The organism is Mesonia sp. K4-1 (genome assembly GCF_008017825.1).
In the GTDB taxonomy this organism is placed as follows: domain Bacteria; phylum Bacteroidota; class Bacteroidia; order Flavobacteriales; family Flavobacteriaceae; genus Mesonia.
On sequence record NZ_VRLS01000093.1, the window covers coordinates 79,683 to 103,295 of the forward strand.

Annotated in this window: 22 protein-coding genes; 7 read left to right on the forward strand and 15 right to left on the reverse strand. The window is 34.4% G+C overall.

The genetic code is table 11. From position 1 onward, the window contains the following. Window positions 1–4 precede the first annotated feature (4 nt). From FT986_RS14840 to FT986_RS14880, 9 genes are all read right to left on the reverse strand, one after another. Window positions 5–415, reverse strand: a complete 411-nt coding sequence (locus FT986_RS14840; RefSeq protein ID WP_255505994.1) for a YkvA family protein — start codon at window positions 413–415, stop codon at window positions 5–7. A gap of 2 nt (window positions 416–417) precedes the next feature. Next, window positions 418–1,494 (reverse strand): AI-2E family transporter, encoded by a 1,077-nt coding sequence (locus FT986_RS14845; protein ID WP_147865722.1) that lies wholly within the window; start codon window positions 1,492–1,494, stop codon window positions 418–420. A 4-nt stretch (window positions 1,495–1,498) separates the two neighbouring features. Beyond that, window positions 1,499–1,921, reverse strand: a complete 423-nt coding sequence (locus FT986_RS14850) for a VOC family protein (protein WP_111541849.1) — start codon at window positions 1,919–1,921, stop codon at window positions 1,499–1,501. A 4-nt stretch (window positions 1,922–1,925) separates the two neighbouring features. Next, a complete protein-coding gene (locus FT986_RS14855; RefSeq protein ID WP_147865723.1) occupies window positions 1,926–2,165 on the reverse strand; it encodes a Rho termination factor N-terminal domain-containing protein in 240 nt (79 codons plus the stop codon). A 49-nt stretch (window positions 2,166–2,214) separates the two neighbouring features. Further along, window positions 2,215–3,015, reverse strand: coding sequence for a 23S rRNA pseudouridine(2604) synthase RluF (gene rluF, locus FT986_RS14860; protein ID WP_147865724.1), 801 nt, complete (start codon window positions 3,013–3,015; stop codon window positions 2,215–2,217). Window positions 3,016–3,025: 10 nt separating this feature from the next. Continuing rightward, window positions 3,026–3,865, reverse strand: a complete 840-nt coding sequence (locus FT986_RS14865; RefSeq protein ID WP_147865725.1) for an alpha/beta hydrolase — start codon at window positions 3,863–3,865, stop codon at window positions 3,026–3,028. Between the two features lie 27 nt (window positions 3,866–3,892). Next, window positions 3,893–4,078, reverse strand: coding sequence for a hypothetical protein (locus FT986_RS14870; protein WP_111541845.1), 186 nt, complete (start codon window positions 4,076–4,078; stop codon window positions 3,893–3,895). Window positions 4,079–4,158: 80 nt separating this feature from the next. Then, window positions 4,159–4,773: an inorganic diphosphatase gene (locus tag FT986_RS14875; protein WP_187248650.1), complete on the reverse strand. Its 615-nt coding sequence runs from the start codon at window positions 4,771–4,773 to the stop codon at window positions 4,159–4,161. Window positions 4,774–4,791: 18 nt separating this feature from the next. Beyond that, window positions 4,792–5,352 carry a hypothetical protein gene (locus tag FT986_RS14880; RefSeq protein WP_147865727.1) on the reverse strand — a complete coding sequence of 187 codons (561 nt, stop codon included), beginning with the start codon at window positions 5,350–5,352 and terminating at the stop codon, window positions 4,792–4,794. Between the two features lie 141 nt (window positions 5,353–5,493). On the opposite strand from FT986_RS14880, the gene FT986_RS14885 reads away from it, so the two are divergent. After that, entirely contained in the window at window positions 5,494–6,126 is a 633-nt protein-coding gene (locus FT986_RS14885; RefSeq protein ID WP_147865728.1) for a 7-carboxy-7-deazaguanine synthase QueE, read from the forward strand. 52 nt (window positions 6,127–6,178) lie between these two features. On the opposite strand, the gene FT986_RS14890 is transcribed toward FT986_RS14885, so the two are convergent. Next, window positions 6,179–6,718, reverse strand: coding sequence for a DUF2911 domain-containing protein (locus tag FT986_RS14890; RefSeq protein ID WP_147865729.1), 540 nt, complete (start codon window positions 6,716–6,718; stop codon window positions 6,179–6,181). A 191-nt stretch (window positions 6,719–6,909) separates the two neighbouring features. Between FT986_RS14890 and gyrB the strand changes: the two genes are divergently transcribed. The 5 genes from gyrB (at window position 6,910) to secDF (ending at window position 15,200) form a co-directional block, all read left to right on the forward strand. Next, the gene (gyrB, locus tag FT986_RS14895) at window positions 6,910–8,847 is read left to right on the forward strand and encodes a DNA topoisomerase (ATP-hydrolyzing) subunit B (RefSeq protein WP_147865730.1); all 1,938 of its coding nucleotides are present in this window, start codon (window positions 6,910–6,912) and stop codon (window positions 8,845–8,847) included. Between the two features lie 95 nt (window positions 8,848–8,942). Then, the gene (locus FT986_RS14900; RefSeq protein ID WP_147865731.1) at window positions 8,943–9,944 is read left to right on the forward strand and encodes a DUF6588 family protein; all 1,002 of its coding nucleotides are present in this window, start codon (window positions 8,943–8,945) and stop codon (window positions 9,942–9,944) included. Between the two features lie 18 nt (window positions 9,945–9,962). Then, window positions 9,963–10,970: a DUF6588 family protein gene (locus FT986_RS14905; RefSeq protein ID WP_147865732.1), complete on the forward strand. Its 1,008-nt coding sequence runs from the start codon at window positions 9,963–9,965 to the stop codon at window positions 10,968–10,970. Between the two features lie 118 nt (window positions 10,971–11,088). Further along, a complete protein-coding gene (gene mdh, locus FT986_RS14910) occupies window positions 11,089–12,015 on the forward strand; it encodes a malate dehydrogenase (RefSeq protein WP_147865733.1) in 927 nt (308 codons plus the stop codon). 158 nt (window positions 12,016–12,173) lie between these two features. Continuing rightward, the gene (gene secDF, locus FT986_RS14915) at window positions 12,174–15,200 is read left to right on the forward strand and encodes a protein translocase subunit SecDF (RefSeq protein ID WP_147865734.1); all 3,027 of its coding nucleotides are present in this window, start codon (window positions 12,174–12,176) and stop codon (window positions 15,198–15,200) included. 288 nt (window positions 15,201–15,488) lie between these two features. Here the strand turns inward: secDF and FT986_RS14920 are convergent, their stop codons facing one another. The 5 genes from FT986_RS14920 to folE all read right to left on the reverse strand — a co-directional run bounded on the left by FT986_RS14920 (window position 15,489) and on the right by folE (window position 19,343). Beyond that, window positions 15,489–15,983: a DUF192 domain-containing protein gene (locus tag FT986_RS14920; protein WP_147865735.1), complete on the reverse strand. Its 495-nt coding sequence runs from the start codon at window positions 15,981–15,983 to the stop codon at window positions 15,489–15,491. A gap of 5 nt (window positions 15,984–15,988) precedes the next feature. After that, on the reverse strand, window positions 15,989–16,816 hold the full coding sequence (gene lgt / locus FT986_RS14925; protein WP_147865736.1) for a prolipoprotein diacylglyceryl transferase: 828 nt from the start codon (window positions 16,814–16,816) through the stop codon (window positions 15,989–15,991). A gap of 76 nt (window positions 16,817–16,892) precedes the next feature. Then, entirely contained in the window at window positions 16,893–17,132 is a 240-nt protein-coding gene (yidD, locus tag FT986_RS14930) for a membrane protein insertion efficiency factor YidD (RefSeq protein ID WP_147865737.1), read from the reverse strand. Window positions 17,133–17,141: 9 nt separating this feature from the next. Next, complete coding sequence (gene cysS / locus FT986_RS14935) at window positions 17,142–18,632, reverse strand: cysteine--tRNA ligase (protein WP_147865738.1); 1,491 nt, start codon at window positions 18,630–18,632, stop codon at window positions 17,142–17,144. Between the two features lie 33 nt (window positions 18,633–18,665). Next, the gene (folE, locus tag FT986_RS14940; RefSeq protein ID WP_111541831.1) at window positions 18,666–19,343 is read right to left on the reverse strand and encodes a GTP cyclohydrolase I FolE; all 678 of its coding nucleotides are present in this window, start codon (window positions 19,341–19,343) and stop codon (window positions 18,666–18,668) included. A 272-nt stretch (window positions 19,344–19,615) separates the two neighbouring features. Between folE and FT986_RS14945 the strand changes: the two genes are divergently transcribed. Continuing rightward, window positions 19,616–23,613 (forward strand): choice-of-anchor L domain-containing protein (locus FT986_RS14945; RefSeq protein ID WP_147865739.1); only part of this gene is annotated, 3,998 nt, incomplete at its 3' end.

Below are 23,613 nucleotides of genomic sequence, written 5' to 3' on the forward strand. Positions count from 1 at the left end.
TTTTTTATACAGGTTGTTCTGCTTCTTCAATTTTCCAATCTAGATAAGAATGTAAATCTGTTTCTATAAATCTAAGAGCAAAAGTTAATACACTCAAATCATCTATATATCCCAAGCCTGGTATAAAATCGGGCACAAGGTCAAAAGGGTTTAAGACATACAAAAGTGAAAATATGATAGAACCTATAGTAAACCAAGGAACTTCTCTATATAAACCATTTTTATAATCTTTCAACATTTTTAGCATGAGCTTGGCTAAAGAGGCATATTTTTCAAGTACACCAGAATTAGCAATTTTCTGATCAATTTGTTTTTCTTTTGAAATAGTAGTATCTAGATCTTGTGGAGATACTTCAGATGCTTGCTTTCTTACGAAAGCTTCATCAACTTCTTTGTTTCTGTTAAATATTCCCATAGTTATAGTTTTTTAGATTCTGCTTTTTTATCAAGTTCTTCGTCTTCTGCTTTTGGGATTGATTCATGGGTATTACTTTTCCCATATTCTTTCTTGTAAATCTTAACAATAAGTAAGAATAAGGATACTAATAAAGGTCCGAATATAAGACCTATAAACCCGAACAATGGAACTCCAACGACAACTCCCAAAAGCGTAATTAGTGGATGTACGTCTGATAGTCTTCTAAGTACATATAATCTAATAATATTATCTGTACTTCCAACAATTACTGTTCCGTAAATTAAAATTGCTACAGCTTGCCAGTTGTTGCCTTGTGCAAATAATAAGATAGTTACTGGTAAAATACCTATTGCGGTACCTACAAATGGAATCATAGAACCAATGGTGGTAATTACAAACCAAAAAAATGGATCTGGAACGCCAAAAATAAGAAATCCAATAAGTGCAATAATACCTTGACACAGGGCAACTAAAGGAATTCCGATAGCATTGGCCTTTACCATTTCTGTACTTTCCTTGCGAATAAGGCTCAAATTCTCTGCGTTTATTGGCACATATTCATTGATAGATTCGCCAATTTTTTTTCTATTGGTGAGCAGGTAGTAGAGGAGAAAGTACATGATTCCTATTGCGATAAAAGCATCAAAGGTACCACCAGCTAAACTTTGTAGATTGTTAGATACCCAGCTTCCTATCTCACTGGTATTAATTTGATTGGTAAATTCGTAATTGGCCGCCTGTTCCCAATCGGTCATTTGTTGCTTAAAGGCATTGACAACTTTTTCTGAATTATTTACCGCTTTCCCTATTTTTGAAGTGAGCATAAGTACAATTCCAGAAATGGGAATTAAAATTCCGATAAAGGAGAATGTCATAAGTACCGCAGCAGCCAAATCTTGGTTCCATCCTTTTTTAACCAATTTAGCCATCCATTTTTTTAGGAGTACATAGAATGTGATTGCTCCCAAAACACCTGATAGGTACGGAACCATTTCTATAAAAATAAGATAACCTATAACTAAGATGAGTAATAGGGTAAAAATTTGTCTAACAAATTCTGGTTGTAGTTTTTTCATATACTTAAGAAGCAAACAATTGGTCGGGATCTTTAAAGGCCTTAAACTCTAATGCGTTTCCAGAAGGATCAAAGAAAAACATGGTCATTTGCTCTCCAGTTCTCCCTTTAAACCTAGTGTAAGGCTCAATTTCAAATTCAATTTCTTTTTGTTTAAGTTGGTCAGCAAAAGATTGAAAAATATCCCAAGGCAGTACTACACCAAAATGAGGTACAGGTACGTTTTTTCCATCTACAGGGTTTTTAGTTGAAGCCAGGTGCTCGTTTTGGTCTAAATGAATAACTAGCTGATGCCCAAAAAAATCGTAATCGACCCAATGATCACTACTTCTGCCTTCTTTGAAATGGAGGGTATCGGTATAAAATTCTCGAGCAGATTTAAGGTCTTTTACGGGAATGGCTAAATGAAATGGAGGCACTTTTCTCATAGACTTAATTGTTTCTTAGTGCTTTAATTAATTCTTCTTTATTCATTTTTGATCGATTATCAATCCCAATATTTTTAGCTTGACTGTAAAGCTCTTCTTTGGTCCAATCTTCATACTTTTTAGCTTTACCTCCTTTTTCTCCTGAGTTTGGGGTGTTCGCTATTCTTGCAGATTTTTCTTTGCTATAGCCTTTATCTCTTAAAGCTTCGTATTGGTCTTCGTTTTTAATTCTTGGCTTTTCCATTTTTTATTTAAAGTTACCAAGATCAAATTATAAAACCCTTAAAAATATGTTAGTTTTTTCGTCTGTTTCTTGAAGATCTGTCAAACTTTTTAGAAGTAGCTTGTTTAGGCTTATTTCTAGAGGCTTCTTCGGTTTTGCTAGAAGACGAAATGAGTTTGTTCAATCCTTTTAATTCTTCAGAAGTTAAATCTCTATACTTACCTACGGGAACATCTAATTTGATGTTCATGATCCTAATCCGCTTTAGCTTAACTACTTCATAATCTAAATATTCACACATACGCCTAATTTGTCTATTGAGACCTTGCGTAAGTACAATTCTAAATTCGTGCGAACTCACTTTTTCTACATTACATTTTTTCGTTACTGTATCAAGAATAGGAACTCCGTTAGACATTCTTTCAATAAAAGCATCGGTCACAGGTCTGTTTACTTTTACCAAATATTCTTTCCCATGATTGTTTCTTGAACGTAAAATTTTATTCACAATATCTCCGTCATTGGTAAGTAAAATAAGACCTTCACTAGGTTTATCTAACCTCCCAATTGGAAAAATACGAGTAGGATAATTAATATAATCTATGATGTTATCTTTTTCTACAGAAGTATCGGTGGTACAAACAATTCCTATGGGTTTGTGAAACGCAATGTAAACTGGTTTTTCTTTTGGAACAATTAACTCACCGCTAACTCTTACTTCATCCCCTTCAGCGATTTTTGTTCCCATTTCTGGAATTTTTCCATTAATGGTCACTTTACCTTCTTCAATTAATTTATCGGCTTTTCTACGAGAACAGAAGCCTGCTTCACTAAGGTACTTGTTAATTCTGATGAGGTTTTCTTGCGACAAAATGTACGATTTAGTTATTGATAAAATTTAGAATATTGTTATGTATAGAATCATTATTTAAAGAGTGTCCAGCACCTTCAGTAATGATAAGTTTAGAGTTTTTCCATTCATTATTAATTGCCTTAGAGGCAGAAATGGGCGCAATCTTATCATATTCATCGTGAATAATAAGTCCTGGTTGTCTTATTGCCTTTGCAAATTTTGCAATTGAAAATTCTTTAAAGCGATACCCAAGCTGTTGATGAAAATAGTCTTCTAAGCTTTTCATTACTCGAGGTTTTAACTTAAGAATTTTTTGATAGTCATCCATAATGGAGCTCAGCTCAGACGGCGGACCTAATAGAACCAGCTTTTCAACATTATTATTATTATATTGATGCTGATGAAAAACTGTTGTCATAGCCCCAATACTGTGACCCACAATAATACTTGGTGTAATTTGATTAACCATTTCCTGCAAAGCGCTTGCGTAAAGAGGGACATTTATTATTTTTCCTTCAGAATAACCGTGAGCAGGTGCATCAAAAGCGAAAATATCGTAATCTTCTTTCTGGAGTTTTTTTATAAATTCTTCCCAACGATGTGTATTACTTTCCCAGCCGTGCACTAATAAAATTCTTTTTTTGCTTCCTGACCATCTGTAGGTTTGTATTTTTTTATTCTGAAAATTAAAAACTTCCGCTTTAGCGTTGTTTAAAAAATCTTCTTGTTCTGGTTTTACTCGTCCTCTTCTTGGAGAACAAAATAAGTAAAAAGCTTTAGAAGCTGCTTTTTGAGGTTGAATGAGGTGCTGTGAATTAAGTTGCATCCCTATAATCTTAGGCAGATATTTTTGAAATTTCTTTTTCATTCGCTAAAGCGGAAAATTAATTATATACTAAACCTCGTCGGTGTCTTTCTTTCTCTTAACAATACCAATTCCTGAAAGGAAAAATATTAAACCTATAATTGCAAAAGCCCACGGACTTAAACCTATGTTCATTTCTCCAAAAATACCAAATACTCCAATTACTAAACAAATCATTCCGGCAACGGTAAGTACAATCCCTAAAATCTTAATCATAATAAAAAATTTGGTTAGAGGTTAAAGTTATGGAATACTTGCTTTTTCTCTTTTCTAATTAACATTTCCTAAAGGAAATATTAATGTTTACTCCATTTTTTTATGATGCTATAAGCGGTGTCCTCTCCGTTAAAACTTAAAATAGTTATTTCGTCCTTCGGGTTATAGTTTTGAAACCATACAGAAATCATTTTCCTAATTTCTGGATAATTTAAAGAAAGTTCTTCAAAACTTTTGATAGGCAAAATTTGCTGTGCTAATTGAGCAGGGACTGCGATAATTTTATCGTCAGACTTTCCGTTATCATCCAATCTTAAAACTCCAATTGGGATAACTTTTATAATACTTCCGCTAGGTGTACTTTCAGATAAAACGAGAATGTCTAGCGCATCGCCATCACCTCCCTTTTTTGGGTCTGAATAAGTGGAAGGTATAAAACCATAATTTCCTAAATAAGGAAGATACTCAATACTTCTTGGCTTGTGATTTATAGAATCTACTGTAAACTGTCTAAGTTGAATATGATATTCAATTTTTTTGTTGGTTCCAGCAGGAATCTCAATAACAGCTTGTAGGGTGTCATTAACAAAAGTGGGGAGATTATAATAGTCTATAGCCTCTTTACTGGGTTCTCTTAATTTCTCTTTACAGCTTAAAAAGCTTAAAAAAATGAAGATTAGGGTAATGTATTTCAAGAAAATGATTTTTTAAAATTACTTCCAGCCAATCCAAAAGTGCTTAATTTTAGCTTCATCGGGAATTTGGCTAGGTTCAATAGGAATGTCTGTATTGTAGCGAGCATCTCCTTTAATGTATTCTTTATCTATAGTTACGTAAGTGTTTATTTCGTCTAAAAAAATTACAGCCGTACGTAACGTGTTTTCGATTCTAGAAATCTTATAATTGGTAGAGATATCTTTAAAAGTGCTTTCTAAACCAAGTCCTTTTCCTGTTTTAAAACGCTTATCTTTAATTTGAATGTTACCAATTGTACTCGTGCTGTCAAATTCTTTCACAGGGTCTAATAATAGAAGTTCGTTTCCTTCTTTATCGTAAATAGTTACCTCGTTACTTTTTGAAAATCCGTTTTCTACAGCTTTTTTAACAATAGAATCACCTGAGAAAACAGAATCTAAATCTTTTAACTGAGTATCAGTATTTAGTTTACCTACATTTCCTTGAGAAATCAAAAAAGGATTTACTTCTTTCTCGTTAGAGCAAGAAGTGAATATAGAAGTAAGTAAACAACCAGCTAAAATGTATTTTTTAACCATAATGAGTTAGTTTTTATAACGAGATGTAAAAATATGAATAGTAATTTTCTCGTAGAAATTTATAGAACATTATCTTGAATGTTTTAAGGTTTTAATCTATTCATTAAACTTTTGAATAGGATTGACTATCTTTGTGCGCTTATGAAGAAAGAAGAGATAGAAAAGCTTGTAGAGAAAGGAGAGATGTTACCTTTAATGGAGGAGTTTTATACCATTCAAGGAGAAGGATACCATAAAGGTACGGCAGCTTATTTTATAAGAATAGGAGGTTGTGATGTTGGTTGTCATTGGTGTGATGTAAAGGAAAGTTGGGATGCGGAAAAGCACCCGCCTACGGCTACCGAAACCATTGTAGATAATGCATTAAAATATAGCGATACTATAGTGATTACTGGAGGAGAGCCACTTACTTGGGATATGACAAGAATCACTAAGTCATTAAAAGAAAAAGGAGCTAAAACTCACATAGAAACTTCTGGAGCTTATAAGCTTACAGGAGATTGGGATTGGATTTGTTTATCGCCTAAAAAGCTAAAATTACCAACTGCAGAAGTTTCAAAAAAAGCACACGAGCTAAAGGTAATTGTTTATAATAAGAGTGATTTCGTTTTCGCGGAACAACAAGCCGAAAAGGTTGGTGAGAACTGTATTTTATATTTACAGCCAGAGTGGAGTGTTAGAGATAAAATTGTTCCTCTCATTGTAGATTATGTAATGAAAAATCCTAAATGGAAAGTGTCTTTGCAAACACATAAATATCTAAATATTCCGTAATAAAAAAGCCTCAATTTTTTGAGGCTTTTTTATTTATAAAATGTTCTAATTCTTATTCAGCATTTTTAAAAGGAATTTCCACATAAGTATCATCCCATCCCATTAATAAATTAGCGCCATTGTCAATAGGTTGAAAAGCCATTGAAAAATCTTCAATAGTCGCAGCAGCAGTTCTTGCTGGAGCCTTGATCCTGATTAAATCTTTTTCTGAATCATAATTACTTGTGGTTCCCCATACATTTATATTCTTATTAAGTATGATGGTCCATTCTGTTTTATTAGGAATAGTATATAAGGTATAAGTTCCTGCAGGAATTTTTTGTCCGCTTATAGACATATCATTATAGATTGTAATTTCGGTAGCTTCATTAGCTCCGGTCCTCCAAATTTTTCCGTAAGGAACAAGGTCTCCAAAAATATCTCTATCATTCTTGCTAGGTCTACTGTAAATCACTCTAGCCATAGGGGAGTGGTTTTGATTTCTTATAATCGTCACATCCATAGGGCTTTTGTCTATGTCAGAGAAATCTTGTGCTGTAAGATTTGGGATGGTAAGAAAGGCTACTAATAAAACGTAAATTGTATTTTTCATGAAATAAGTTTCCGTAAAAATAACTTTTAAAATATTTCTTTTAGTTAAAGAATCCAGTAAATTTTGTTAATTAAAATCTTTTAAAGTTGTATTTTAAATGTTAATAACTTCAACTATTGTAGAAGGTAATGATTTCCGTAACAACTTGGCTTTTTCTATATTTGTTTTTGGTATGTTAATTTTTGATATATATGAGCGAAGAAGTTAAGAAAAGTTATTCAGCCGATAGTATTCAGGCATTAGAGGGAATGGAGCATGTGAGAATGCGTCCATCTATGTATATTGGAGATGTTGGAAATAGAGGTTTACACCATTTAGTTTATGAGGTGGTAGATAACTCTATTGATGAGGCTATGGCTGGTCATTGTGATGCTATAGATGTAGTTATTAACGAAAATGGGTCTATTACCACTAAAGATAATGGTCGTGGGATCCCAATTGATATTCATAAAAAAGAGGGAGTTTCTGCTTTGGAAGTTGTAATGACTAAAATTGGAGCAGGAGGGAAGTTTGATAAAGATTCTTACAAAGTTTCTGGTGGTCTTCACGGTGTAGGAGTTAGTTGTGTAAATGCACTTTCTGATCATTTACATGCGGTAGTCCATAAAAATGGGAAAATCTGGGAGCAAGAGTACGAAAAAGGAAAGCCTTTATATCCTGTAAGAAACGTAGGAGAAACAGAGTTTAATGGTACAGTGGTTACCTTTCAGCCCGACCCTACTATCTTTAAAGAGGGGACTAGATATAATTATGATACACTTGCAAGTAGATTGCGAGAGTTAGCGTTTTTAAATAAAGGAATTAAAATTTCTTTAATTGATAAGCGCGAAAAAGAGGAAAATGGCGAATACAAAAGTGATCATTTCCACTCTGAGGAAGGTCTTAAGGAATTTATCCGTTTCTTAGATGGTACGAGAGAGCCAATTATTGGTGATGTAATCTCAATGGAGGGTGAAAAAAATGACATTCCTGTTGAGGTGGCTATGATTTATAACAACTCATACAACGAGAATTTACACTCTTATGTAAATAACATTAATACTCATGAAGGTGGAACTCACCTTTCTGGATTTAGAAGAGGGCTTACATCTACCTTGAAGAAGTATGCAGATGCTTCTGGAATGTTGGACAAGCTCAAGTTTGAAATTGCAGGAGACGATTTTAGAGAAGGTTTAACAGCTATTGTTTCTGTGAAAGTAGCTGAGCCTCAATTTGAAGGTCAGACGAAAACCAAGCTAGGTAACCGTGAGGTGACATCGGCAGTTTCTCAGGCAGTTTCAGAAATGTTAGAGATTTATTTAGAAGAAAATCCTAACGATGCTAAAACGATAGTGCAAAAAGTGATTTTAGCTGCTCAAGCTCGTCACGCTGCAAAGAAGGCGAGAGAAATGGTGCAGCGTAAAACTGTAATGAGCGGTGGTGGTTTACCAGGAAAACTTTCAGATTGCTCAGAGCAAGATCCTGAACAATGTGAAGTGTTCTTAGTCGAGGGAGACTCGGCAGGTGGAACTGCAAAGCAAGGTCGTGATCGTAATTTTCAAGCTATTTTGCCGTTAAGGGGTAAGATTTTGAATGTTGAGAAAGCGATGCAACACAAGGTTTTCGAAAACGAAGAAATTAGAAATATTTATACTGCTTTAGGTGTAACCATAGGTACAGAAGAAGATAGTAAAGCGCTTAACCTTTCTAAATTGCGTTACCATAAAATTGTTATTATGTGTGATGCCGATGTAGATGGTAGTCACATTGCAACTCTTATATTAACTTTCTTCTTTCGTTATATGAAAGAGTTAATTGAAGCGGGACATATTTATATCGCAACACCTCCTTTATACTTAATTAAAAAAGGAAGTAGAAAACGTTACGCTTGGAGTGAGAAAGAGCGCGATGAAATTACCAAAGAATATGCTGGTAGTGTAGGTGTTCAGCGCTATAAGGGTCTTGGTGAGATGAATGCGGAACAGCTGTGGGATACCACGATGAATCCTGAATTTAGAACTCTGCGCCAAGTTACTATAGATAATGGAGGAGAAGCAGATCGTATTTTCTCTATGTTAATGGGGGATGAGGTTCCGCCAAGAAGAGAGTTTATTGAGAAAAATGCAGTCTATGCAAATATTGATGCTTAATTAAAAGCAGTTTTACAGAATAAAAAAGTCCGTGTTTTTATAAAATACGGACTTTTTTGTGTTAATTTCAAACCTATTAACTACATTCTTATAAAATGAATAGAACTTTTACGTTTATAATCTTTCTTATTGCATTAGCCACTTATGCTCAGAATAATGTGAGTGAATTTGCGGAAAACACTATAGAAGATGTAACTAGGTTTGGTAAAGCGTATGCTAATCCTGCTGCAAAAGGGGTGATGTATAATTTAAATAATGGTTGGTATAATTCTGCAAAAGTAAAAGATGTTCTAAGTTTTGAAATTTCTGTTGTGGGGAATGTTACTTTTATTAAAAGGGATGAAAGTAAATTTACTTTAAATACTTTAAATTATAATAATGTGCGTTTTGAAGATGGTTCTAAAAGTAAAGAAGTGCCGACGATTTTTGGAGAGAATGAAGCAGATATTGTAGCTTTAATTGATTATAATTTGAATGGGGAGAATGAGCCTATTGCGATTGAGCTTCCTAATGGAATTGATGATAATGTAGATTATGCTCCAAATGTTTTTTTACAAGCGAGTATAGGTGTTTTTAAAGCTACAGAGGTTAAAGTGCGTTTTGCGCCTAAAATTGTGTATGGTCGAGTAGAAAAACAATTATATGGTTTTGGGCTTCAGCATGAATTTTCTAAATGGTTCAGTAAAGAAGAGGCGTTTCCAGTTTATATGTCTGCCCTTGTAGGGTATACAAAATTTAATGGTTTTTATGATGTAAAAGAATCTGGAGAGCAAGATGAGAATCAGGGAATTGATACTAGAATAAATACATGGAATTTTGCGGTAATTGGGTCAACAAAATTTGAAAAACTTAATTTTTACGCCGGTCTGGCTTATCTTACAGCTAAAGCGGACACGAAGTTTGATGGTGTCTATCAATTAGAAGAAGAGTATGAAGCTTTTCAGGATTTAGTAAATAATTTTTCTGTAGAAAATAATAACTCAGGAATTAGCGGAACGCTTGGCGCTAATTATAAATTACCGAATATAGTCTTTAACCTCTCTTACAATATCCAAGAATTTTCTAACGTTACCTTTGGAGTAGGTTATTTTTTGTAAACCCCCTAAAAATATAATATGAAAAAAATCTTTTTAATAATGTGTATTCTAGCTGGAAGTCAGTTGTCTGCACAAAATAGTATACAAGAGCTGTTAACTGCGGGAGTAGAAGATACCGAGCGTTTTATGACTTCTTATTTTAAACCAGGTGCGAGAGGTGCGCTTTATGCAGTGAATGCGGGCTGGTATAATTCCGCGAAAGCGAAAAAATTCTTAGGTTTTGAGATTTCAGTTATAGGTAATGCTGCTTTCGTAGATGATGATAAAAAAAGTTTTTTATTAAAAACAAGCGACTATAATAACATTAGGTTTTCCTCTGGACAAAATGAAATGCAAGTAGCGACTGTATTTGGTATTAACGAGCCCGAAATTAATGTGTTAATAGACTATACAACTCCAGATGGTAGTGTGGGGACAGCTAAAATTATGCTTCCGCAAGGAGCAGTTAACCAGTCTTTAAATGCTGTGCCAGCAGCTTTCGTACAGGGATCTATAGGCTTATTTAAAGGGTTTGAGTTTAAAGCTAGATTTGCCCCAGAAATTGAATACGATGATGTTACTACAAACTTGTATGGCGCTGGGATACAATACGAATTCACCAGTTTAGCTCCAGCAGATAAAGTTCTTCCTGTTGCTATTTCTGGCTTAATAGGCTATACTCATTTTGATGCAAAATATGATTTGGATCAAATGCTTGTTCAAGGAAATGGAGCAAATGTAAACACGAGTTTAAATACTCTTAATTTTTCAGGAATCGTTTCTACAAATTTACCAGTTATTAATTTTTATGGAGGACTTAACTATATGACAGGGAATGCAAAAAGTAATCTTGACGGAACTTTTATTCTTCTTGAAGGAGAGCTTGAGGGGCAAACTGTAAAAAATCCAATAGGGATAGAAAACAGTATAGATGGTTTTTCAGCTACGTTAGGATTTAATTTAAAAGTTGGCTTTGCAGGTTTAAGCGCTTCATATAGCTTTCAGGAATTTGATGCTGTTAGCGTCGGACTTAATTTTGGAATCTAATAAAAATGATGAATTTGATTAAACTTTAGAGGTCATTTAACCTTACATTATTATAAAAAAGTAAAAGCTTTTCGTATTTTAGCGACTTTAAAATTAATCACTTAAAACTTATCATATAATGAAAATTACAGTTGTAGGCGCAGGAGCCGTAGGAGCAAGTTGTGCAGAGTATATCGCAATTAAAAACTTTGCTTCAGAAGTAGTATTGTTGGATATTAAAGAAGATTATGCTGAAGGTAAAGCAATGGATTTAATGCAAACCGCTTCTTTAAACGGATTTGATACCAAAATTACTGGAAGTACAAACGATTATTCAAAAACTGCAGGAAGTGATATCGCTGTAATTACTAGTGGAATTCCGCGTAAGCCAGGAATGACTCGTGAAGAGTTAATCGGGATAAATGCAGGAATCGTAAAAGAAGTTTCTTCAAATATTATAAAGCATTCTCCAGATGTAACCATTATTGTAGTAAGTAATCCTATGGATACTATGACTTACTTGGTGCACAAAACAACTGGTCTTCCTAAGAACAGAATTATTGGTATGGGGGGGGCTTTAGATAGCGCACGTTTTAAGTACCGTTTAGCGGAAGCTTTAGAAGCGCCAATATCTGATGTGGATGGAATGGTGATTGGTGGTCATAGTGATAAAGGTATGGTGCCATTAACTAGATTAGCAACAAGAAATAGCGTATTGGTTTCTGAATTTATCTCAGAAGATAGGTTAAATCAAGTTTCTGAAGATACTAAAGTAGGTGGAGCTACCTTAACTAAAATGTTAGGTACAAGTGCGTGGTACGCACCAGGAGCAGCGGTATCTGGTTTGGTTCAGGCTATTGCTTGCGACCAAAAGAAAATTTTCCCTTGTTCTACTTTACTTGATGGAGAATATGGTTTAAATGATTTATGTATTGGAGTTCCTGTAGTATTAGGGAAAGGTGGAATTGAGAAAATTGTAGAGATTAAGCTTGATGAAGCAGAAATGAATAAATTGAAAGAAAGTGCAGAAGGAGTGAAGAAAACGAATGGTTTATTAGAGCTATAAGCACTTAAATATTACAAATAATTTACAAGCCTGTTGAGATTTCTATCTTAACAGGCTTTTTTTGTGAAATTTATCTTAAAAAAACTATTGCCATTTCTTTTTTGAAACCCTATATTTGTCCGTTTTTAAAATAAGATTAATTAATAATTTAAGTAATAATGCAGAATAAGGGAATCATAAAGCTCTTCGCAATTTTATTCGGATTGGTAAGTATTTATCAATTGTCGTTTACTTTTATCGCTAACAATGCAGAAGATGATGCGGAAGCTTTTGCAGCTCAAAAAATAAGTAGTGAAGTAAAAGATTACTCGGCTCTTAGAGAAATTGAAGAGACTAGGTACTTAGATTCAATTGGTAATAATAATATTATTGCAGGAATCACTTACAACACTGCAAAAGACAAAGAGCTTAATAAAGGTTTAGATTTAAAAGGAGGTATCAATGTTATCTTACAAATATCTGTAAGAGATATTTTGAGCGAGTTAACTAACAACTCAAAAGATCCTGCTTTTATGAAAGCTTTATCAAGGGCAGATGAGTTACAAAAAGATAGCCAAGATGATTACGTAGACTTGTTTTTTCAAGCATTTGAAGAAACTCCAGATGCGCGTTTAGCTTCTCCAGATATTTTTGCAAATAAAAACTTAAGTGATGATATTACTTATGAGATGGATAACTCTCAGGTTAAGCCAATCGTACGTAAGAGAATAGATGAGAGTATTACTTCTGCTTTTGAGGTTTTAAGAAAACGTATCGATAAATTTGGGGTTACACAGCCTAACATTCAGCGTTTAGGGAATTCTGGAAGAATTTTAGTTGAATTGCCAGGGGCAAAAGATATTGAGCGTGTTAAAGGTTTATTACAAAGTACTGCTCAATTAGAGTTTTGGCACGTATTTAAAGGGCAAGAATTAGCGCCTTTTATCAGTCAAGCTGATAGCAGATTAAAAGAAATTTTAAAGCCAGAAACAGAAACTGAAAAAGAGGTAGATTCTACAGCTACAGATTCTACAAAAGTTTCTCAAGATGCAGATATTGAAGATTTATTAGCAAATGCAGAGGAGGAAGAAGATGCTGCAGATGCTACACAAAATAATCCACTTATCGGACTTATCAAAGCAGGTGGAGGACAAGGACCAGTAATTGCAACTTTTTCAGTGAAAGATACTGCTTTAGTAGGTAAGTATTTAAGAATGTCTCAAGTAAGATCTTTATTGCCTGCAGAACAACGTTATGCTAAGTTTGTTTGGGGTAAATCTGCTGAAGAGGATGAGTTAATCGACTTATATGCTTTAAAAGCAAACAAAGCAAACGAACCTGATCTTAGCGGAAGTGTGATTACAAATGCAACACAAACTTACGATCAGTACGGGGGAATTGCAGTGTCAATGGAAATGAACGGTAAAGGTGCTAAGAAGTGGGAAGAAATGACTACTAAAGCATTTAATGAGCGATCTCAAATTGCCATTGTTTTAGATGATATCGTATATTCTGCTCCAGGAATTTCTACAGGACCAATTTCAGGTGGAAGAAGTGAAATTACAGGAGATTTTTCAGTAGTTGAAGGACAAGATTTAGCAAACGTATTAAGAGCAGGTAAATTACCAGCTTCAGCAGATATAGTACAAAGTGAAGTAGTAGGGCCATCTTTGGGTCAAGAAGCTATTGATAGCGGTATTTTATCTTTTATTATAGCTCTAGGCTTTGTATTGGTTTGGATGGTATTCTATTACGGTAAAGCTGGTGCTTTCGCAGATGTTGCATTAGCAGTAAACATTTTATTTATTTTCGGGGTTTTAGCAGGGTTAGGAGCTGTACTAACACTTCCTGGTATTGCAGGTATTGTTTTAACTATTGGTATGTCGGTAGATGCGAACGTACTTATATTTGAAAGAATTAGAGAAGAGTTAGCAAAAGGAAAAGCTCAAATAGATGCCATTAAAGACGGATTTAGAAATGCGTTATCTTCAATTTTAGATGCTAACATCACCACAGGTTTAACGGGTATTATCTTATTGATTTTTGGAACAGGACCTATTAAAGGTTTTGCGACAACTTTGTTAATAGGTATTTGTACGTCTTTATTTACAGCAATTTTCATTACTCGTCTATTTATAGATGGTTATGGTAAAAACGGTAAATCTTTAGCGTTCTCTACAGCTGCAACTAAAAATCTATTCCAAAATGTAGGAATAAAATTTATTGCAAAAAGAAAATTAGCTTATATCATTTCAGCAGTTGCTATTGTGGTAAGTTTAGGTTCATTATTTGTAAATGGTCTTAACCAAGGAGTTGACTTTGTAGGAGGAAGAACTTACACGGTAAGATTTGATCAAAGTGTGAATGCTACTCAAGTTGAAGGTAGATTAATTGAAACCTTTGGTAGTGCAGAAGCAAAAACTTTTGGTTCTAATAATCAGTTAAAGATTACTACAAAATATAAAGTAGACGAGGAAGGTACAGAAGTAGATAATGAGATTTCTAGAAAACTATATGAAACTCTTCAGCAAGATTTACCAAAAGGTTTAACTTATGAGCAGTTTAATGTATCTAATGGCGAGGAAAGTACTGTGGGAGTAATGTCATCTATGAAAGTAGGTCCTACTATTGCAGATGATATAAAGAGTGCTTCTTATTTTGCGGTTATAGGTTCTTTACTTGTGGTGTTCCTATATATCTTATTTAGATTTAGAAGATGGCAATTTAGTTTAGGTGCTGTAGCTGCAGTTTTCCATGATGTATTAATTATACTTGGTGTATTCTCTCTTTGTAGAAATATCATGCCATTCAGCATGGAAATTGATCAGGCTTTTATAGCAGCTATTCTTACCGTAGTAGGATATTCATTGAATGATACGGTGGTTGTATTTGATAGAATTAGAGAATACTTCAATGAGCATAAAACCTGGCCATTTAGTAGAACCATTAATGCGGCATTAAATAGTACTATAAGTAGAACTATTAATACCTCTTTAACTACTTTAATTGTGTTGTTAGCAATCTTTATATTCGGAGGTGATAGCATTAGAGGGTTTATGTTTGCGCTTATTATTGGTGTAATCGTAGGTACGTATTCTTCATTATTTATTGCAACGCCAATTATGTATGACACAGCTAAAAATAAGAGTGAAGACTTATTAGCTAAAAAAGAAGAAGAAACAGAAGAGGGAGAAGAAGTAATTTAATTCCTTACATCTTAATAAATAAAAAAGAGCCTTCTCAAGTCGAGAAGGCTCTTTTTTATTTACTAAGTTTTGATCTATTAGTTCTTGTGGTTAGTGGTGATTTGAAACTCGATTAAAAACTCCAAACTGACGCTGTTTTTCAACCCCATATCTAATTAAGGCTTGTGATTATACAACTGATTTAATCTTAACAGGTTTTTTCAAATGAATATACTGCATAAAACCTTTTCGCTTGAATACTCTCAAAATCTAATTAATTCAATCTCTATTAAAACCTAGAAAAAGGGTTTAATCCAAATGAAGAATAATCGAATCTCCTTTACTAATATTCCATTCTTGTGCTTTGCTTCCGTTAATCTCTAAAACATACTTTGCTGGCGCTTGTGAAGGAATAGGAGATTCATCTAAAGGCTTTGCCTCTCTATTAATATCTACCACTGTATTATTTGAATTAATATAAATCAAATCTAGAGGAATGTAGGTATTCTTCATATAGAAATTTGGTCGCGGTGTTTCATTGTCATAAATGAATAGCATGCCTCGATTTTCTTGCATTTGCTTCCGGTACATCAATCCTGTTTGCTGCTCGTATGAACTTACTGCAGTTTCAATTTCTAAGTGTTTTAATGTATCTTTTTCTGCACTGATAAAATAAAGCTCTCCGTCTTTTTGGAAGGTGATTTCTGGTGTGGTGATAACTTTATCTTTTCTCTCTTCTTTACAAGCAGTAAGTGTTAATATAATTCCGCCTACGAGCGATATTTTTTTTATTAATTTTTTCATAGTAATTAAGCTGTAGCTGAAGTAGTTTTTGGTTTTCTAAAAATTAAGTATAGTCCTATAATAATAAAAGGGATACTTAGCCACTGACCAGTATTTAAAGCCCAAGTGGCTCTATTTTCTACCTGTGCTTCCTTTAAGAACTCTACAAAGAATCTAACCGACCAAAGTAGTACTAAAAAGACTCCAAAGATAAAGCCAAGCTTTTCTCTTTTATTCGTTTTCCAGTATAAGAACATAAGAATGATAAAAACAATAACGTAGCAACCCGCTTCATATAGTTGTGCAGGATGGCGAGCAAAGTCTTCTCCTAATTGAGCAAAAATAACTCCGTAATCTGAATTTGTAGGTTTTCCTATTATTTCAGAGTTTATAAAGTTTCCAATTCTAATAAAAACTCCTCCACTTGCTACAGGTATCACAACGCGGTCTAATGTCCATAAAATAGGCTTTTTTACTACTTTTTTGGAATAAAAATACATAGCTAAAATAACTCCAATTGCAGCACCGTGACTCGCTAAACCTTGAAATCCAGTAAACTCAAACTCAGGAACAAATCTCGCTGGTAAAATAATAGAAAGCGGGTCTTCAACAAAAAGTTCGGGTTGATAAAATATCACATGACCTAATCTTGCTCCAGCCAATACAGCAATTACCGTATACATAAAGATGGCGTCTAGCTCTTTTTGTCCCATACGCTCGCGCTCCAAGATATTTTTCATTAAGTACCAGCCTAAAGTAAAGGCGACTAAATACATAAGGCTGTAATAGCGAATCATAAAAAAACCTAAATCGATTCCTTTAGAGGGATCCCAAACAATGGCACTTGCTAACATGAAGTATAGTTTAAAATTGAAGCAGTAAAGATAAAAATATGAATTCGTTTACACGGAATTTCAATAAGTTTTATGTTTATTTTCTCTTTGGTGGAACTGGGTCATAACCAGAGCTTCCCCAAGGATGACATTTGCTAATTCTCTTTACCGAAAGAATGAAGCCTTTAAAAACTCCGTGAGTAATAAAAGCTTCTTTCGCATACGCGGAACAAGTGGGTTGAAACCTACAAGAAGCTGGGGTAAGTGGTGAAATAAGACTCTGATAGATTTTAATAAGAGCTAAAAAAGGAGCAATTAAAATCTTTTGAAAGTCCATAAAACTAATTTATAAGCTAAACGAAGTCCCTCCACGACTATCTTTAAGCTCAATGTTTAGTTTTGCTAATTCATCTCTAATTTGGTCGCTCAAAGCAAAATCTCTATTCGTCCTAGCTTTATTTCTTAACTCGATAAGTAACTCTACCAAATTTTCGAGGCGTGTTGTGTTATTATCGTTTACATTATTATTTGAATTGGTAGGAACTAAACCTAAAACATCAAAAGAAAATTCGTGCATAGTTTTACTAAGTAACTCTTGATCTTCTTTAGTGATTGTACCTTTTTCTGCAGCAATAGAATTGATTTGTTTTACAGCATCAAATAATTTTGCAATTAAAATAGGGCTGTTAAAGTCGTCATTCATTGCCTTATAGCACTCTTCTCTCCATTGCTTTACGTCGAAACTAGAACCAGCATGGTTTTTTAATTGTGGGATAATCGCAATTGCATCCATCAATCGTTGAAAGCCTTTTTCTGCAGCAGTTAAAGCTTCATCAGAAAAGTCCAATATACTCCTATAGTTTGCTTGCAACATAAAGAAGCGAGCCACAGAAGGACTGTATGATTTGGAAAGTACATCGTTGTTCCCAGTGAACAAATCTTCAGGTAGAATATTGTTACCAGTGCTTTTTGCCATTTTTTTCCCGTTAAGGGTAAGCATATTGGCGTGCATCCAATAATTTACAGGGTCTTTTCCTGTAGCTGCTTTTCCTTGAGCGATTTCACATTCGTGGTGAGGGAATTTTAAATCCATTCCGCCGCCATGAATATCAAATTCTTCTCCAAGATATTTGGTGCTCATTACGGTACATTCTAAATGCCAACCTGGGAAACCAATACTCCATGGGGAGGGCCAACGCATAATGTGTTGCGGTTCGGCTTTTTTCCAAAGGGCAAAATCTTGCGGGTTTTTCTTGTCAGATTGAGCAGCCAATTCTCTAGTATTGGCGATCATATCTTCTAGTTTTCTTCCGCTAAGGATACCGTATTCGTTAGATTCATTATATTTTAAAACATCAAAATAAACAGAGCCATTGGCTTCGTAAGCTAAGCCTTTGTCTATAATATCTTTGATGATTTCAATTTGCTCAACAATATGTCCTGTAGCGGTAGGCTCAATACTGGGTGGTAAATTATTGAACTTTTGAAGCGTGTTATGAAAATCTACGGTATATTTTTGAACCACTTCCATAGGTTCAATTTCTTCAAGTCGCGCTTTTTTAGCGATACGATCTTCGCCTGTTTCGGCATCATTCTCTAGGTGACCAGCATCGGTTATATTTCGCACATAGCGTACTTTGTATCCTAAGTGCTTTAAATACCTAAAAACCAAATCGAAAGAAATAAAAGTTCTACAGTTTCCTAAATGAACATTGCTATATACCGTTGGCCCGCAAACGTACATGCCTACGTATCCATCGGTAATAGATTGAAAAACTTCTTTTTCGCCTTTAAGAGAATTGTATATTTTTAATTCTTGTTCTTGGTATAAAGCCATAAGGGTAATCGTTGATTTTAGATTTTTAAGTTGTTAAAAATCAGTATCCATATTAATGTAATCTAAAAACTCTCTTTTGGTAGCAGGTTCTTTAAATTTTCCTCCAAATTCACTTGTTACAGTACTGCTTTCTATATCACGTATTCCTCTACTGTTTACGCAAAGGTGTTTTGCATCAATTACACAAGCAACATCTTTTGTTCCTAAAACTTCTTGCAATTCATTAACGATTTGCATGGTCATACGTTCTTGTACTTGAGGGCGTTTGGCGAAAAAGTCGACAATACGATTCATTTTAGAGAGACCTACAACAGTTCCATTAGAAATATAAGCTACATGAGCTCTTCCAACGATAGGTAATAAATGGTGTTCGCAAGTAGAGTAAACGGTAATGTTTTTTTCTACTAACATCTCTCCGTATTTGTATTTATTTTCAAATACTGAAGCTTTTGGTTTACGCTTTGGATTTAAGCCGCCAAAAATTTCTTGAACAAACATTTTAGCAACACGTTTAGGAGTACCTTTAAGACTATCATCTGTAAGGTCCATTCCTAAAGTCTCTAAAATGCGATTGACATCTTTTTCAATTAAACCAATTTTCTCCTCATCAGAGATGTCAAATGCATCTTTCCTGATAGGATTTTCTGTGCTTGATGCAATATGGTTATCTCCAAACTCTTCTATATTGTCCAATATGTTGTCTATTTTCATGATTTAAGTCTCCTACAGCAATTTAAAGATGCAAAGATAAGTATTTTAGATTTTTTATAACTCAAAGGCTTTATAAATAATTGTGATAAAGATATAATCAACATAGAAGGTAATTTATTTTTCAGATAGGAATTCTCTTTAGGTAATTGTTATATAGATAGAGAGGTGTTTTTAAGAATAATGATTACTTTTAAACGCTTAACTTGAATTAATTTAACCCATTTTAGATTTTTAATATGTTAAAAAAATACTTTTTCTGTTTCATATGTATTATGAATTTTTCTTTATTTATCAATGCTCAAGGGTTTGATTGTTCAAATCCAATATCTGTGACTAGCATTCCTTATATGGATGCTGATGATACGGTAAACTTTGGAAATAATATAGTAGGATTAGCAGGGGCTACTGGATGTAATACAACATCTCCAACAGCTTTTACAGGTAATGAAGTGGTGTATAATCTTAATTTAGTTCAAGATAAGGTTGTAAATATAAGTTTGTCTAATATTAACTCTCAATACGCTGGGCTATTTATCTATCAAAATTGTACTGATATAGGTTTAACTTGTATAGACGGTTTTGTAAATGGAGCAAATACCAATAACATTGATGTAAATTCATTACTTCTTACTCAAAATCAAGATTATTATATTGTCATCACTTCAGATGCTGTTCAAGGTAGTCAAAGTACAACCTATAATTTGAATATTACTTGCGACACCCCTACTCCTCCCACTGGGAATGCTATTCAAGATTTTTGTGATGGTGATACGTTGTTAGATTTAATTGCAGTAGGAAATAATATTACTTGGTATTATAATTTTGGAGGAACTTTATATCCAGCAATTCCACCTCTTACCAATTATCAATTGCAGGATCAAAATACATATTATGCCACGCAAACAATAGATGGTTGTGAAAGTAGCTTTTTCGCTGTGACAGCCAATAAAACACCTCCAGCTCCCATTGGAGCCTCATTACAAACTTTTTGTGGGGGAGAAACCTTGGCAGATTTAAATATAAATGGAACTAACCTCATTTGGTATTCTAATACAAGTGCTACAATTGTTATACCTCCTACTACATTATTAGTTGATGGTACAACATATTATGTGAGAGATCAAGTAGGAACTTGCTTAAGTGATGCAATTGCTATAACTGTAGAAAGAGATCCTGTCTCTCCTGTAGCAGAAAGCGAGCAGGTATTTTGTGCAGGGGAAACTTTAAATGATTTTATTGTTGGTGGGCAAAACCTAACTTGGTACTCCGATGCCGCAGGAACAACAGTCATAACTAACCCAACGACTACAGTTTTAGTCGATGGTACAATTTATTATGTAAGTCAAACTATAGGGGGGTGTGAAAGTGAGCTAATACCTGTAGAAGCTGCAATTATAACTCCCCCAATTGCAGATATAACACAAGATTTTTGTCCTGGAATGATGTTGAGTGAGCTAGAGGTTGAAGGTAATAATTTAATTTGGTATTCTGATGCAGCAGGGACTATTGTAATTAATGACCCTTCAAGTTCACCTTTAGTAAATGGAATTACTTATTATGTCTCACAATCTTATGGAGTGAATTGTGAAAGTGCATTGCTAGCGATCACTGTTAATCAATTATCAACAAGTCAATGTACATATATTTCTGTAGATGATACCACATATAATACTACTCAACTAGTAACGGATGTTTTAATTGATAATCCTTGTGCTTTTACAAAAAATATTAACGGATATACAGGTATTAACCCTCAATCAGGATCATCTACATCGGCAAATGGAATAGCTTACTTTAAGAATTATAATTCAGCTTTTCCGTTAAAGTCAGGTATAATTTTAGCTACAGGTCACGCAGAAGATGCAGAGGGGCCCTTAGGAAATGTTAGTTTTGGAGGAGGAGGATGGAATTCTGATCCTCAATTAACGGCTTATGCTATAGCACAAGCAGGTAGCGCTAGTTACTTTGACGCAACACTCATAGAATTTGAATTTTTCCCATTGAGCGACCAAGTAAGTTTTAATTACGTTTTTTCTTCTAATGAATATGGTTCATTTCAATGTGGCTTTGGAGATCCTTTCGCATTTTTTTTAGAAGATCCTAATGGTAATGTTATTAATATGGCTACAGTACCAGTATCAGGTGATATCGTTTCAGTAGAAACCGTTAGAGACATTCAATACAATTTGTCTTGTCCTTCTGCTAATGTTGCATATTTTGATAAGTTCTATGGAGCCACTGGTGGTTTACCTGGGAATTCGGCGCCTGTAAATTTAAAAGGCCATACAGTTAAAATGCAAGCAATTGCTACAGTAGTCCCATTGACTAATTATAAGATGAAAATGGTAATTCAAGATAAAAATGACTCTGCTTATGATGCGGCTGTTTTTATCGAAGAGGGTAGTTTTTTTATTGGATTTGATTTAGGACCAGATTTAACTTTCGCTAATGGAGGAGTAGATTGTGATGATGAATCAATAGATATAGGGTATACTAGTACAAGTGCTCTTGCAACTTATCAATGGTATGAATACGATGCTAGTGTCGGAGATTTTATTCCTTTGCCAGGGGAGACCAATCCAACCTACACGGTAACGGAAACAGGAACTTATCAGTTAGGAGTTGATTTAGGAGCAGGCTGTGAATCTACCGATCAGGTGTATGTAGAAATAGGAGTGCAACCTATTCCTCCTGTAGTTCCTATTGAATTTTTTGACTGTCAGCACGGGACAACAAACGGAACTGCAACTTTCGATTTAACCACTCAACATTCTGTAATACTTAATGGACAACAAGATGTGACTATTTTTTGGTATGAAGATCAAAATGATGCTATAGCTGGAAATGCTAATACAATAGCTTCTCCTACAAATTATACAAATACTACACCATTTCAACAAACGATTTACGTTCGTATGGAAAGTGATTTGATTGGTAATTGTTTTGAAATTGTACCTGTATCTATAACTGTAGGAGAGGCCCCTAATATCCCCATGCCTATCCCTAATATCGAAATATGTGATGATGATACTGATGGAATAGAAACCTTCAATCTAACAGATAATGAAACTTTAATTCTTTCTAATGAGCCTAACCCTGGAGATTATACTGTTACTTACCACGAAAGCGCAAATGATCGTGCCAATGGTATAGAAATAGTAGGAAGTACTGCTTATGACAATACTACTCCTAATTCACAAACTATCTATGTTAGAGTGGAAAATACCGATGGTTGTATTACCGATTTCAGTTTTGATCTTGTCATCCTTCCATTACCTACGTACAACGTACCTTCAGATTACAGCTTATGTGATGAAGATGGATTAGAAGATGGCTTTACGGATTTTGACTTTACGGTAAGTACGACTCAGATCGAAGGAATAAATACGAATTTGACCATTACCTATTATGAAACTTCAGCGGAAGCAGATGGAGGATTAGTAGGAGATCAGTTAGGAATCCCTTATACAAATACCACCGTTGATAATCAAACCGTCTATGTACGTATAGAAGATACTACAACTAATTGTTATGCGGTAGAGCCTTTATTATTAGAAGTCATCGCTATACCAACGGCTACCATGCCTGTTACTTATGAGTTGTGCGATACCAATGGAGACAGTCAAGAACAATTTGATTTATCTACTTTAGATACCACGGTAAATAACGATCCAAATGTTACGATCACTTACCACGCCACTCAAAATGATGCAGATGCAGGAACACCTGCTTTGCCTAACTTATATACCTCTCCAACGGCTACGATTTACATTCGTGTAGAAGATAATGCTGGAGCAGGATGTTACAATACGACTACTGTAGATTTACAAGTAAATGAAGGAGCCAACGTACCAAATCCATTACCGACCTTAGAAGTTTGTGATGATGATACAGATGGTATCGCAACTTTTAACTTAACGGATAATGAAGCAACGATCTTATCAAATGAGCCTAGTCCGGCAAACTTTGATGTAACGTATTATGCAAACGCTACAGATTTAGCTAATGCAAATGTGATTGCTACAGAAACCGCTTATGATAATGCGACAGCAAATACTCAAACGATATACATAGCTGTTGAGAATTTAACGACAGGTTGTATTACAGAGGCTCAGTTTGATATTACGGTAAACCCGCTACCAACTTATAATGCCCCTGCAGATTATACACTTTGTGATCAAGGAGCGCAGGACGGCTTTACGGATTTTGACTTTACGGTAAGTACGACTCAGATCGAAGGAGTAAATACGAATTTAACTATTACCTATTA

Bases quoted from the DNA above. Each gene is read 5' to 3' on its own strand.
- FT986_RS14840 (WP_255505994.1), bottom strand. From the start codon at position 415: ATGGGAATATTTAACAGAAACAAAGAAGTTGATGAAGCTTTCGTAAGA.
- FT986_RS14845 (WP_147865722.1), bottom strand. From the start codon at position 1,494: ATGAAAAAACTACAACCAGAATTTGTTAGACAAATTTTTACCCTATTA.
- FT986_RS14850 (WP_111541849.1), bottom strand. From the start codon at position 1,921: ATGAGAAAAGTGCCTCCATTTCATTTAGCCATTCCCGTAAAAGACCTT.
- FT986_RS14855 (WP_147865723.1), bottom strand. From the start codon at position 2,165: ATGGAAAAGCCAAGAATTAAAAACGAAGACCAATACGAAGCTTTAAGA.
- FT986_RS14865 (WP_147865725.1), bottom strand. From the start codon at position 3,865: ATGAAAAAGAAATTTCAAAAATATCTGCCTAAGATTATAGGGATGCAA.
- FT986_RS14870 (WP_111541845.1), bottom strand. From the start codon at position 4,078: ATGATTAAGATTTTAGGGATTGTACTTACCGTTGCCGGAATGATTTGT.
- FT986_RS14880 (WP_147865727.1), bottom strand. From the start codon at position 5,352: ATGGTTAAAAAATACATTTTAGCTGGTTGTTTACTTACTTCTATATTC.
- FT986_RS14885 (WP_147865728.1), top strand. From the start codon at position 5,494: ATGAAGAAAGAAGAGATAGAAAAGCTTGTAGAGAAAGGAGAGATGTTA.
- FT986_RS14890 (WP_147865729.1), bottom strand. From the start codon at position 6,718: ATGAAAAATACAATTTACGTTTTATTAGTAGCCTTTCTTACCATCCCA.
- gyrB (WP_147865730.1), top strand. From the start codon at position 6,910: ATGAGCGAAGAAGTTAAGAAAAGTTATTCAGCCGATAGTATTCAGGCA.
- FT986_RS14900 (WP_147865731.1), top strand. From the start codon at position 8,943: ATGAATAGAACTTTTACGTTTATAATCTTTCTTATTGCATTAGCCACT.
- FT986_RS14905 (WP_147865732.1), top strand. From the start codon at position 9,963: ATGAAAAAAATCTTTTTAATAATGTGTATTCTAGCTGGAAGTCAGTTG.
- mdh (WP_147865733.1), top strand. From the start codon at position 11,089: ATGAAAATTACAGTTGTAGGCGCAGGAGCCGTAGGAGCAAGTTGTGCA.
- secDF (WP_147865734.1), top strand. From the start codon at position 12,174: ATGCAGAATAAGGGAATCATAAAGCTCTTCGCAATTTTATTCGGATTG.
- FT986_RS14920 (WP_147865735.1), bottom strand. From the start codon at position 15,983: ATGAAAAAATTAATAAAAAAAATATCGCTCGTAGGCGGAATTATATTA.
- lgt (WP_147865736.1), bottom strand. From the start codon at position 16,816: ATGTTAGCAAGTGCCATTGTTTGGGATCCCTCTAAAGGAATCGATTTA.
- yidD (WP_147865737.1), bottom strand. From the start codon at position 17,132: ATGGACTTTCAAAAGATTTTAATTGCTCCTTTTTTAGCTCTTATTAAA.
- cysS (WP_147865738.1), bottom strand. From the start codon at position 18,632: ATGGCTTTATACCAAGAACAAGAATTAAAAATATACAATTCTCTTAAA.
- folE (WP_111541831.1), bottom strand. From the start codon at position 19,343: ATGAAAATAGACAACATATTGGACAATATAGAAGAGTTTGGAGATAAC.